Source organism: Litoreibacter sp. JB4-2 (assembly GCF_055693445.1).
The window spans coordinates 34,828-46,345 of the sequence record NZ_CM146334.1 but is presented as its reverse complement, the minus strand read 5'-3'; the positions used below and the strand labels follow the sequence as shown (position 1 = coordinate 46,345).

Here is an 11,518-nt window from a genome sequence, read left to right as displayed (position 1 = left end):
ACCGCGCCCCCTTCAGTAGGGAGGCCTTAATAGGCTTCGTCGATGTGATCGGCCGCATTGTCTTGCGTGAAGATACGGTCTTTGACCTGTACCCAATGCTCGATCTCTTCGCCGTCCGCGTAGCGGTTCATGACTTCACAGGCGAGTGGCCCGAAGAAAGGCGAGCTTTCCACCGTCACCCCCATCTTGCCATCGATGATGGCTTGAAGCGCATCACGTGTCCCGTCGATGGAGACAACCAAAACGTCCTCACCGGGTTTGCGACCTGCCAGCTCAAGCGCCTGGATCGCACCAATCGCCATTTCGTCATTATGCGCGTAGACAATGTTGACGTCCGGGTGCGCCTGCAAAAGTGTCTCCATCACCTGACGACCAAGGTCGCGGGCGAAATCGCCAGTTTGGGAGGCCACGATCTCGAAGCGGCTATCCTTGGCAATCGCGTCATCAAAGCCGCTTTTGCGGTCATTGGCTGGCGAAGACCCGGTTGTGCCTTCAAGCTGCACGATGATGCCTTTGTCGCCTTTGAAATTCTCGATGGTCCATTCCGCAACACGGCGGCCCTGATCGATGAAGTCAGAGCCGAGGAAGGCCACGAAATCTTCGCCGGGCTTGGCCGCAGCAGGATCAACGGAGCGGTCCACGAGGAAGGTCGGGATGCCCGCCGCCTTTGCCTTCTTCACGGCCGGGATCAGCGGTTTTTCTTCGCGTGGCGGCAGGAACAGAACGTCAATGCCCTGCGCGATCATGCTGTCCACATCCGCGACCTGTTTGGCAGCGGAGCCCGCGGCATCAGTCGCAATCAGGTCCCAGTTGCACATCTCGGCGGTGTCGTGGAACGACTTGGTTTCGGCGATCCGCCATGGGTTGTTCGATTCCATTTGCGAGAAGCCGACCTTGTAGCGGTCTTTCTTCTCAAGCGGCGGCAGCGATTGGCCGAAGGCCATTGATCCGGCACCAAGGCTCAGTGCTGTTGCGGCGAGTAGCAGAATTCTGCGGTTCATGTGTTTTCCTCCACGTTAAGCGCCAAAGTCCTCCCGGCGCGATTGTTCGGGGTCATCCCCAGTTCAAGTAAGTCGTTTGTTTTTTCATGTAGGCGTCGAAGCCGTACTGCCCGTCTTCGCCGCCGATACCAGAATGCCCCCAGCCGGTATGGAAGCCTTGAACGGCCTCGCCATTGCTGCGGTTGAGGTAAATCTCGCCAAATTTCAGCGCGTACGGTGTTTCTGCGATCTGCTTGGCATTTTGCGTGAACATATAAGCCGACAGGCCGAACGAAGTGTCATTGGCCAAGGCCACAGCTTCGTCAAATCCGCTGACACGTTTTGCTGCGACGACGGGGCCGAAAATCTCTTCCTGCACCAAAGGCGAGGCGTTGTCAGTGACCTCCATCACCGTTGGCGCAACCCAATGGCCTTTCTCATAACGCCCGTCTGTCAGCGTTCCGCCGTCCAGAAGCACCTCCGCCCCGGCCTCCACGCCGCGGGCCACGATGTTTTCTATCTTGGTCACTTCGATGCCGCTGACCTTCGGGCCTAGATCGACATCACCCATCGGATCACCGATGCTCAGGCCCCGGCTTTTGGCAACAAATTTCTCAAGGAACTCATCCGCGATCTGATCATGCAGATACATCCGTTCGTTGCAGGTGCAAATCTGCCCGCAATTGGTGTAGCGCGCCGTTACGGCGGCTGCGACAGCCGCATCAATGTCGGCATCTTCCATGACGATGAACGGCGCTTTGCCGCCCAATTCCAGACGCACGATTTTCAGTTCATCCGCCGCCGAGCGGCAAATCTCGCGCCCTGCCCGCGTGCTGCCGGTCATGGTGATCAACCCAGTATCAGGATGTTCCACCAGCCGTTGCCCGACCACCGGACCCCGCCCCGTCACCACGTTGAAGACACCTTTCGGCAGACCAATGCGATCCGCAAGTTCCGCAATCGCAAGGCCTGAGAATGGCGTCACTTCATGGCCCAACAAGACGAATGTGTTGCCTGCCACAAGTGCCGGTCCCAGCTTGCGGGTCGCCAGCGCCGAGGGGTAATTCCAAGCCGTCAGCCCCACGACCACGCCAATCGGGTGACGGCGGATATGGATCTCCTCGGACGGATTGTCAGAGGTGACGATATCGCCTTGGATGCGGCGCGCCTGCTCTGCGGCGTAACGCAGGAAGTTTGAGGTTGCGCCGATCTCGCCGCGCGCCTGATTGATGGGCTTGCCCTGCTCCGCGGTTACCAATGTCGCAAGACGTTCTGCATCGGCATCAATCGCATCGGCAAGAGCTTTGACATAGCCCGCCCGTTCGATCGCGGGGCGCGCAGACCAGCTGGGAAACGCGGTTTTCGCGGCAGCAACCGCGGCATCGGCGTCCGCCGCCGTGCCTTCCGCGATATGGCCAATCACCTCTTCCGTCGCCGGGTTTTCGACCGAGATCAAAGACGCATTGGCCGGCGACTGCCAAGCGCCATCAATATACATGGCGCCTTGGATCGGGGCGTCGTCGGTGAGGCGGTCAGCGAGCATGTCGGTCTCTCAAGCAGAAGTAGCTGTCGGGCTACGAGTCGCCTAATTGGATAGCTAATGAACCATTAATGTCAATTAGTAATATTAGTAATATTCAGTAATTGCCTAAACTAGAAAAATCGTTTAACAGATCTCCCCGAACTGGGGAGTCGGTATGAAAGACGACACAAAGGCGCTCGCGGCGCAGAACAATCCGAATAGCCGAAGCCGGGTCACGATGCGCGACATCGCGCGGATGGCGGGATGCTCGCAACCGACCGTTTCATTTGTTCTCAACAATAATGACACGGCGAAAATCTCCGATCAGACCCGCAAGCGCGTGCTCGATGCGGCGCGGGAATTGGGTTATAAGGCCCCCGCACAACCGTCGAAAGCCAGCGACAAAAATCCAGGATATATCGACGGGCCGATTGCATTTGTCATCGACACGCTCGCCACAAGCCCCGAAGGCGTACACGCCTATGACGGCGTCCTTGAAGCGGTGAAAGCCACAGGCAATATTGTGCTGCTGGCAGAGACGCGAAACGATCCGGCGCTTGAGCCGAAGACCTTGCAATATTTCATCGACCAGCGGGTGTCTGCAATCATCTATGCCTGCGTGTTTACCCGGCAGGTTACGCTACCAAAGATACTTCAAGACACTGATATCCCTGTCTTTCTTTTGAATTGCTACACAGATGATCTGTCGCGCCCTGCCGTCATCCCCGGCGAGGTTGCAGGCGGCCACACGGCCACCAACGCGTTGATCAATGCAGGTCATAAACGGATCGGTCTGATCACAGGTGAGCTGTTCATGGAGTGCGCCAGCGGGCGTTACACGGGCTACCGAAACGCGCTCGCCTCCGCCGATCTGCCATATAGCGAGGAATTGGTTGTGGAGGGCAATTGGCTGCCAAGTTCGGGCTTCGAAGGCACCAAGGCCCTGATGTCGCTTCCCAATCCGCCAACCGCCATTTTCTGCGCCAATGACCGGATGGCCGTAGGCTGCTATGAGGCCTTGAAAGAGATGGGCCTGTCGATCCCCAAAGATATCTCGGTGATCGGATATGACGACGATGAAATCGCGCGCCACCTCTCTCCCCCGCTGACATCGATGAACCTCGCCGACCGCTCGATGGGGCGCTGGGTCATCGACCAGCTGTTTCATGGTCAGGCAGGTAATAATCGCCACCCGCTGACAAAATTGGAATGTGAATTGGTTGAGCGGGATTCGATTGCCGCGCCGAAGGGCGATCTACGAAATTCCAACAAATGAGCCGGGGCTACGACCATGTCGTCATCGGCGGCGGGTCTTCGGGGGCGGCCTGTGCAGCGGGGCTGGTCAATGCGGGCGCGCGGGTTTTGCTGCTTGAGGCGGGCCATTCAAACCGCCACCCGCTGCTTGATATGCCGCCGGGTATCTTCAAGATGATCAATGGCTCAAAATTTATGCGCTACCACAAGACGGAGCCGCAGGCTCATCTTGACGGGCGCGTCCATGACATACCGCAAGGCCATGTTTTGGGTGGCGGCAGTTCGGTCAATGCACAGGTCTATATGCGCGGTCGCCCGTCTGACTATGATGCTTGGACCGATATTCTACACGGCGCGAATGATGGTGTGGGCTGGGGGTGGGAGGACGTGCTGCCCTATTTCCGTGGCATGGAGGGCAACAACCGTTTCGCGAATGATCTGCATGGATCCGAGGGCCCTGTTTTGGTTTCTGACCCCGGCCATATCAACGAGATGTCGCGCTGGTTCGTGCAAGCCGTGCAGCAATTGGGCGAGCCGTTTAATCCGGATTTCAATGGCCCCACGCAGCGCGGCGTCGGTTTTTATCAATTCACCAATCGCCAAGGACGCCGCAGCTCATCGGCCTATGCGTTTCTTGCGCCGTTGGAAGCGAACCCAAATCTGACCGTAAAGCTGCATGCCGAAGTGGCGCAGATCACGATTGATAAGGATCGCGCCACAGGCGTCACCTATCGCGACACGTCCGGGTCTCACAACGTTGAGGTAACGGGCGAGGTCATCTTGGCCGCAGGCGCGCTCGTCTCACCCAAAATCCTAATGCAATCGGGTATCGGTCCTGGGGACCACCTGAAAGACCACGGGATCAAGACGGTGCTTGCCCTGCCCGGCGTCGGCCAGAACCTCATCGATCACCCTGAGGTCCCTGTGACCGCGTTTGCCAACGGGCCCTACGGTTATTTCAAGCAGGGCGACGGCTGGCGGATGCTGCGCAATGGCCTTCAATTCAAACTGTTTGGCAGCGGCCCAGTGACCTCCGCCGGGGTCGAAGCGGGTGCATTCGTCAACCCAAGCGATCCGGGAGCAGACCCGACAATTCAGGCATTTTGCGTGCCCATCGTCTATTTGGACCGCGATGCCCTGGAGGAGGTCGAGGACGACTACGGCCTCACTGTTACAACCGTCGTCGTAAAACCGAAATCGCGTGGCGAGGTACGCCTGAGATCAGATGACCCGTTCGAGAGACCGAGCGTCTCCCCGAACCTGTTGAAGCACAAGGACGATATGGCGGAGATGATCCGAGGCCAGCGCTTCTTCCGGCGGGCGTTTGAGACGAAACCGCTCTCTGATCGCATCCGACAGATCGTGATCCCGGAGCGTGATGATGACGATACGCTGCGCGCCCATTGCAAACGCTTCGTCAAAACCAACTACCACCCAGCGGGAACGTGCAAGATGGGCGCGGACGCTGACCCGATGGCCGTTCTGGATACGCGGATGCGGGTGCGCGGCATCGAAGGGCTACGTGTCTGCGACATGTCTGCCGTGCCCGATATCAATGCGGGCAATACCAACGCACCCGCCATGATGCTGGGTGCGCGCTGCGCGGATTTGATCCTCGCCGACGCCTAAAAGCTTCGCGCTTTTGGGCAAAAGGCCCGCACTTTCTTGGCGGGGTTTTGCGAGCCGCGCGCAGACCATCCCGATCGCACTGCTGACCAAACCTGACCTCACCGCGCGTTGAGCATGCACGCCCAGTGCCTGAAACCTTATTGAAGAAACTCCGAATCTGCGGCACTGAAACAGGGGGCTAGAGGCACGCCCAAGCCACGCTTCAAGACCACATAACAAACGCCAAATCCCGCTCAGGCAAGCAAGTCTTTGCTGCATGGCGGCATGTCTCTGCTCAAAAGAAACGCCAATTTATCGCGTCGTTGTCGTGCATTCGGCGAAAGCTATCGTCGGCCACACCTCCCACCCACTCAAAACCGAGATGACATATCATGGAACAGCACACCCATTCTGACGCGACCAACGCCCATGGCAGCACAAACTTCAAAACGCTTTTCGACAATATCGAAGTCGCGACCGGCTTTAGTATGAAGAAGGAGCTCAATGCTCTGATCACCGAAGTCTTCGTTTCCGATAAGTTCGATTCACCTGACAAAACAACCGCACAAACCGAAAAATCAGCGGCCTTCATGGTCGGCATGCAGGAGATATCGAAATACCTGTATGAAAACACCATAACCGAGCTGATCGGCAGTGACGACCCGCAAATGCATGAGTTGGGCCTGCATGCGATGACAGTATCTTTTCACAAAGCCAATATGGGGCATGGGCGCGGTCACAGCGGCAAGCAGGACGCGGGCAGCTTTGAGCTTATGCATGTCCTGAACCCCAGAAAGGACACCGAGAACGTCCGGGAATATCTATGGGGTGACTATGAATTGACCCCTGAAGAAGGCGAAGAACTGCGCGATGCGATCCAGTCAGGCCAAACGATTGCCGACATTTTTGGCAAGATGGGCGGCATGTCCGCCGACGGGCTTCTGGGCCAAGGGTTTCATACCAAGGGCATCATGAACCTGGCGGAATGGGCCGGTGTCGAGCTTGGCCGCTATGATGCAATCAATACCAAGAAAATGAGCGTCAACTTCTTGAATTTCGACAGCAACAATGTCGAGGGTGTCTTTCTGGGCATGGGCAAACACGGCAACGGACGCGACACGGAGGACGGCATCGGCCGCGCCAAATTTGAGAAAACCTTCGAATACGACGCATTCGCCAAAAAGCTTGATTTTGCACCCGGTGAGGCCAGCGGACTTGTTAGTGACGGATCAAACGCAAAGCCGGGCGCGGAAAATCCGGACACCAATGAGCCCGAGGCCGCTAATGGAAAAGACATCGGCGACGAGGCGACAGAAGGCAAGGAAACGACCGACCCTGACCTGCCTTTGGAATTTTTCTTTGTAAATACAGATACCGACACGGTCATTCAGCAGGTAAAAAATGGGGACACCGTTTCTGCTGGCAGCCTGAATGGACCTATTTCGATCTTTGCCAATGACGTCGAAGGCGATGACGTTGAGATTGGCGCGGTGCGACTAAAATACGGCGACCATCAGAAGCTGGAAATGTTGGAGCCATATGCGCTGTTCGGGAATTTGGGCGATGATTTCCGGGGCGGCACAACGTTCGAAAACGGGCGGCATGAGCTGGAAATTGAATTGCTCGATGCCAGTAAAGCAGTCGTCGACACGTTCGATTTCACCTTCGACATCGCCTGACGCCACGCACCAATGAGCGCCCCAGCCTCGAACGTCTTTCGGTCTGGTGCGCTCAACAAGAGGGGCCACGCGCGCATTTGACCGCCCGAAAGACGCATTTTCGTGGATATTGTGACGTCATCCGCTCCATTTTTGAGGGCGCCGTAGATGCGCCGCACAAACTGAAGAGGGTCTTTCGGATTTCCCGGCGGCACACCCGAGCTGACCAAAGCGTGAAGCTAAGCCCGCTGTCCTACATAAAAATATATGCAAGGCATACGCTTAGCACGAATTGTCACTATTGGCGGAGGAGGTGGGATTCGAACCCACGGTAGACTTTCACCTACGTCGGTTTTCAAGACCGGTGCATTCAACCACTCTGCCACTCCTCCGACGGGATGCGTCTAATGCGTCATTAGCGATTCTGAAAGGCGGAAAAAGGGGGTTGGCAATCACGCCAAGTTCAAGCCAATTCCTGCCGAACATTCCCGCTTTCGCTTTGCAAAACGGGCCAAACCCCTTAATGTCGCGCGGGAAGAGGGCCGAAAAGGCCACAGGGTAACAGGCAATCCGCTCGCATAAACGCAGGCCAATACGCATGTGCGGCGCGGAAATGAGGGGCAAAAAGCAATGTATTTCAACACCATCGCGCCGACAATTAAACGCGGCATATTTATCTTTGGGGCCTCGATTTCGCTGGCGGCCTGCGAAAATGGCGAGGGGTTCAACCTCGACTTCCTTAAGAAAAAGCCTGAAAGCGCCTCTGCAGCAGCAGCGAATGCCCCCGCCACAGGTGGCGCTGTCGAACAGGATGTCGAAGCGCCTGATGTGTTTTCAATCAATGAAAACGGTCTTTGGGACGGGCGTCCGTCGCTGGGCGGCGTTTGGGTCGCCTACCCGGATGTCAAAGACCCGGAGCGCGTGATCATCCGCAATGCTGATAACGGCAAATTCGTTGTGGGCGCGCTGTTTCGGCGTGAACGCCTGAACCCTGGCCCCAAGCTGCAGGTCAGCTCGGACGCGGCGGAGGAGCTGGGCATGCTCGCAGGCCAACCCGCAAAACTGTCGGTCGTTGCATTGCGCAAAGAGAAAATCGAAGCCCCTATCGTGACCACGGTTGAGGGCGCGACAGAGCAAGGTAGCCTTGTGGAGGGCGCCGCTGCGGCAGAAACTGTGGAAGCTGCGCCGCTGGATCCGGTGGATGTTGCGACATCGGCCATTGAACGCGCCACACCGACGCCAAAGCCCGCAGCAACGCCAGCCCCCGCGCCTACCGCTGCTGCCCCGGCCGCTGCTTCCGCCGCCGCGACAGCTCCAGCGCCACAGGCTACAAATCTTTCGAAACCATTCATCCAAATCGGCATCTATTCGGAACAGAAAAATGCCGAAAGTACAGCCGACAAGCTGCGTGATGCGGGTATCATCCCGACGACACGGTCAGGCGAAAGCAATGGGTCATCCTTTTTCCGACTTGTCGTGGGCCCTGCCGCAAACAGCGCGGAGCGCAGCACGCTTATGAAAAAAGTGAACGAACTGGGCTTTGCCGACGCCTATTTTGTAACCAACTGATTTGATAGACCGATAGGAGTTCCGAGCTGTGATCCGCGTTGCAACGATCTTGTCCGCCATCCTTTTTGCAGCCTTTCCTGCCGCCGCGTTTGACACGCCGGCCAAGTCAGCGATCGTGCTTGATGTTGGCACCAATCAGACCTTGATGGAAAAGAATGCGGATATGGCGCTGCCGCCCGCATCCATGTCGAAGCTGATGACGCTGAACATGGTGTTTGAGGCCTTGGAGGACGAACGGCTGTCGCTGGATGAAACCGTGCCAGTCTCAACCCAAGCGGCGGCCTATGGTGGGTCAACGATGTTTTTGGAAACGAAAGACCGCCCCACTGTCGAAGAATTGATCCGGGGGGTCATCGTGCTGTCCGGCAATGATGCAAGCGCGGTTCTGGCCGAGCGGCTTTCGCCCGATGGGTCGGAAGCTGGCTTCGCGCGATTCATGACGCAGCGCGCTGTTGAATTGGGCATGACCAGCTCAACCTTTGCCAATTCGAACGGCTGGCCCGCCCCGGGACACCGCATGTCGATGCGCGACCTCGCGATCCTGGCTAAGCGTTTGGTGACTGAATTCCCACAGTATTACGGCTACTTTGCCGAGACCGAATTCCAATACGAAGACAGCCCTGTCGCGAACCGCTTCAACCGCAACCCGCTTTTGAAGCTTAGTATCGGTGCTGACGGGCTCAAAACAGGGCACACGCAAGAGGCTGGCTACGGGCTTGTGGGCTCGGCCCAACAAAACGGGCGCCGCATTGTTTTCGTGTTTTCTGGCCTCGACACCGAAGCGCAGCGGGCCCAAGAGGCTGAGCGCATGACCAACTGGGCCTTCAACCAATTTGTCGAACGGCAATTGGCCGAAGACGGCGTGATTGTGACCCAAGCGGATGTTTGGATGGGTGAAGCAGCAAAAGTTGGGCTGGCGACAACCCAAGATGTCAGCGTGCTGATCCCTGTGATTGGCCGCAATGATGTCCGCGCCAAGGTAAATTACGTGGGCCCCCTTGATGCGCCTATTCAGGCGGGTGACCCGGTGGCCGAATTGATTGTGTCAGTCCCCGGTTTTAGCGATGTGGCGCATACGCTTGTGGCCACCGAAACAGTGCCAAAGGGCGGTTTTGTGACCCGTGTTCGCACGGCAGCGACGGTGCTTCTGGGTCAACTGACAGGCCAGCTTGTCAACCGGGCCGAGACGCTGTTCTAGGTGTTCATCACGTTCGAAGGCATTGACGGGTCAGGCAAGTCCACCCAGTCGCGGCTGCTTGCCGGGCATCTTGAGGCGTTGGGCCGCAAAGTGGTGCTGACGCGCGAACCCGGCGGCTCCCCTGGCGCAGAAGAAATCCGCAAGCTGCTGGTTGAGGGCGCGACGGATCGCTGGTCAGCAGAGACCGAAATTTTGCTTTTTACCGCCGCGCGCCGCGACCATCTAGAAAAGCGCATTTTACCTGCCTTGGAAAGCGGGCATATCGTTATCTCTGATCGGTTTGCCGACTCGACACGTGTCTACCAAGGGGCGACCCGTGGCGAGAGACGCGCGATGGTCGACAGCCTGCATGCCCAGATGATCGGGACGGAGCCTGATCTGACCCTGATCATCGATATGGATCCCGACATCGCGCTCGACCGGGGGCTGGCGCGGGACAGCGGCGAAGACCGGTTTGAAGAATTTGGCCTCGACTTTCAGCATCGCTTGAGCGCGGGCTTCAAAGCCTTGGCCGACGAAGACCCTGATCGCTGCGTCCTTATCGACGGCAACCGCCCCGCTGACGAAGTGGGTGCCACCGTGCAAGAGGCTGTGCTAAGCCGCTTGACATGAGCGACGAAGACCTGCCCCAGCCCGACCAAATTGACGGCGCGCCCCATCCGCGTGAGACCGCGCGTCTTGTCGGGCAATCCGCTGCAGAAACGGCGTTTCTGACCGCGTTCAACAGCGACCGGCTGCACCACGCGTGGATGATTACCGGGCCACAGGGCGTGGGCAAAGCGACGCTGGCGTGGCGTATCGCGCGGTTTTTGCTGGCGACGCCAAAGGATGATGGTGGCATGTTCGCGGCCCCTGCCCCAACGACGTTGGACATCCCCGAAACGCACGCGGTCAACGCGCGCATCGCCGCTTTGTCGGAGCCCGCTTTGTTCCTGCTGCGCCGCCCGTGGGATGAGAAAACGAAGAAGCTGAAAACCGTGATTTCCGTGTCTGAGGTTCGCGGATTGAAAAGCTTTTTCGCGCTGTCGAACCCAGATGGGGGCCGCAGGGTCGTGATTGTGGACGCGGCGGATGAATTGAATGTGTCATCAGCCAATGCACTGCTAAAAGTGCTCGAAGAACCGCCGGCCGATTGCCTGTTGCTTTTGGTGGCGCACCAACCTTCCAAGCTACTGCCGACGATCCGCTCGCGCTGCCGGGAATTGCGCTGCACGGAGCTGACGCCCACAGATATGGCGCAGGCTTTGGATGCTGCTGGTGCGCCGGTTGGCGATCACGCAGTCGCCTTGGCGGAACTGTCAGGCGGGTCGGTTGGGGAAGCATTCAGATTGCTCAATCTTGACGGGCTGACGCTGTACAAAGAGCTCGCCGCGCTGATCGACACATTCCCCCGGCTCGACCGTTCCGTCGCGTTGAAATTCGCCGAGAAAGCCGCCGGGCGCGGGGCGGAGGCACGGTTCGATTTGATGTTGCGCCTGATGGACGTGATGCTGTCGCGGCTCGCCCGCGCGGGGCTTGGGATGGTCGACACGCAGGCCAGTTCGGGCGAATTGCGGATGCTGGCGCGCCTGTCGCCTGATGATCACGCCGCACGCCATTGGGCCGCGCTTTCGGCCAAAACATCTGCCCGCGCGCGGCATGGGCAGGCAGTGAACCTTGACCCCTCTTCCCTGATCCTAGATATGCTTTTGAGTATGAATGACGTGGCGGGCCGCACCGCCGCTTGAGA

At 58.1% G+C, this 11,518-nt stretch carries 9 protein-coding genes and 1 tRNA gene; 7 read left to right on the top strand and 3 right to left on the bottom strand.

Going from position 1 to position 11,518, the window contains the following annotated elements; translation table 11 throughout:
* Positions 1 to 26: 26 nt before the first annotated feature.
* Positions 27 to 1,001 (bottom strand): ABC transporter substrate-binding protein, encoded by a 975-nt coding sequence (locus ACZ1G7_RS00245; protein ID WP_472661333.1) that lies wholly within the window; start codon positions 999 to 1,001, stop codon positions 27 to 29.
* Between the two features lie 52 nt (positions 1,002 to 1,053).
* On the bottom strand, positions 1,054 to 2,523 hold the full coding sequence (locus ACZ1G7_RS00240) for an aldehyde dehydrogenase family protein (RefSeq protein ID WP_472661331.1): 1,470 nt from the start codon (positions 2,521 to 2,523) through the stop codon (positions 1,054 to 1,056).
* Positions 2,524 to 2,677: 154 nt separating this feature from the next.
* Here ACZ1G7_RS00240 and ACZ1G7_RS00235 point away from each other — a divergent pair, with 154 nt between their 5' ends.
* From ACZ1G7_RS00235 to ACZ1G7_RS00225, 3 genes are all read left to right on the top strand, one after another.
* Positions 2,678 to 3,778 (top strand): LacI family DNA-binding transcriptional regulator, encoded by a 1,101-nt coding sequence (locus ACZ1G7_RS00235; protein ID WP_472661329.1) that lies wholly within the window; start codon positions 2,678 to 2,680, stop codon positions 3,776 to 3,778.
* Positions 3,775 to 5,385, top strand: coding sequence for a GMC family oxidoreductase (locus ACZ1G7_RS00230; protein WP_472661327.1), 1,611 nt, complete (start codon positions 3,775 to 3,777; stop codon positions 5,383 to 5,385). Before ACZ1G7_RS00235 ends, ACZ1G7_RS00230 begins: the two co-directional genes overlap by 4 nt.
* A gap of 371 nt (positions 5,386 to 5,756) precedes the next feature.
* Positions 5,757 to 7,043 (top strand): hypothetical protein, encoded by a 1,287-nt coding sequence (locus ACZ1G7_RS00225; protein WP_472661325.1) that lies wholly within the window; start codon positions 5,757 to 5,759, stop codon positions 7,041 to 7,043.
* A gap of 281 nt (positions 7,044 to 7,324) precedes the next feature.
* Here ACZ1G7_RS00225 and ACZ1G7_RS00220 read toward each other — a convergent pair.
* Positions 7,325 to 7,414: transfer RNA gene (locus ACZ1G7_RS00220), tRNA-Ser, on the bottom strand.
* Positions 7,415 to 7,652: 238 nt separating this feature from the next.
* On the opposite strand from ACZ1G7_RS00220, the gene ACZ1G7_RS00215 reads away from it, so the two are divergent.
* From ACZ1G7_RS00215 to ACZ1G7_RS00200, 4 genes are read left to right on the top strand one after another with little or no spacing between them, the layout of a single operon-like run.
* On the top strand, positions 7,653 to 8,591 hold the full coding sequence (locus tag ACZ1G7_RS00215; protein ID WP_472661323.1) for an SPOR domain-containing protein: 939 nt from the start codon (positions 7,653 to 7,655) through the stop codon (positions 8,589 to 8,591).
* A gap of 28 nt (positions 8,592 to 8,619) precedes the next feature.
* A complete protein-coding gene (locus ACZ1G7_RS00210; protein WP_472661321.1) occupies positions 8,620 to 9,789 on the top strand; it encodes a D-alanyl-D-alanine carboxypeptidase family protein in 1,170 nt (389 codons plus the stop codon).
* Positions 9,790 to 10,401, top strand: coding sequence for a dTMP kinase (gene tmk, locus ACZ1G7_RS00205; protein ID WP_472661319.1), 612 nt, complete (start codon positions 9,790 to 9,792; stop codon positions 10,399 to 10,401).
* Positions 10,398 to 11,516, top strand: a complete 1,119-nt coding sequence (locus tag ACZ1G7_RS00200) for a DNA polymerase III subunit delta' (protein WP_472661317.1) — start codon at positions 10,398 to 10,400, stop codon at positions 11,514 to 11,516. Before tmk ends, ACZ1G7_RS00200 begins: the two co-directional genes overlap by 4 nt.
* The last annotated feature ends 2 nt before the right edge of the window (positions 11,517 to 11,518 follow it).

Bases quoted from the DNA above. Each gene is read 5' to 3' on its own strand.
- ACZ1G7_RS00245 (WP_472661333.1), bottom strand. From the start codon at position 1,001: ATGAACCGCAGAATTCTGCTACTCGCCGCAACAGCACTGAGCCTTGGT.
- ACZ1G7_RS00240 (WP_472661331.1), bottom strand. From the start codon at position 2,523: ATGCTCGCTGACCGCCTCACCGACGACGCCCCGATCCAAGGCGCCATG.
- ACZ1G7_RS00235 (WP_472661329.1), top strand. From the start codon at position 2,678: ATGAAAGACGACACAAAGGCGCTCGCGGCGCAGAACAATCCGAATAGC.
- ACZ1G7_RS00230 (WP_472661327.1), top strand. From the start codon at position 3,775: ATGAGCCGGGGCTACGACCATGTCGTCATCGGCGGCGGGTCTTCGGGG.
- ACZ1G7_RS00225 (WP_472661325.1), top strand. From the start codon at position 5,757: ATGGAACAGCACACCCATTCTGACGCGACCAACGCCCATGGCAGCACA.
- ACZ1G7_RS00215 (WP_472661323.1), top strand. From the start codon at position 7,653: ATGTATTTCAACACCATCGCGCCGACAATTAAACGCGGCATATTTATC.
- ACZ1G7_RS00200 (WP_472661317.1), top strand. From the start codon at position 10,398: ATGAGCGACGAAGACCTGCCCCAGCCCGACCAAATTGACGGCGCGCCC.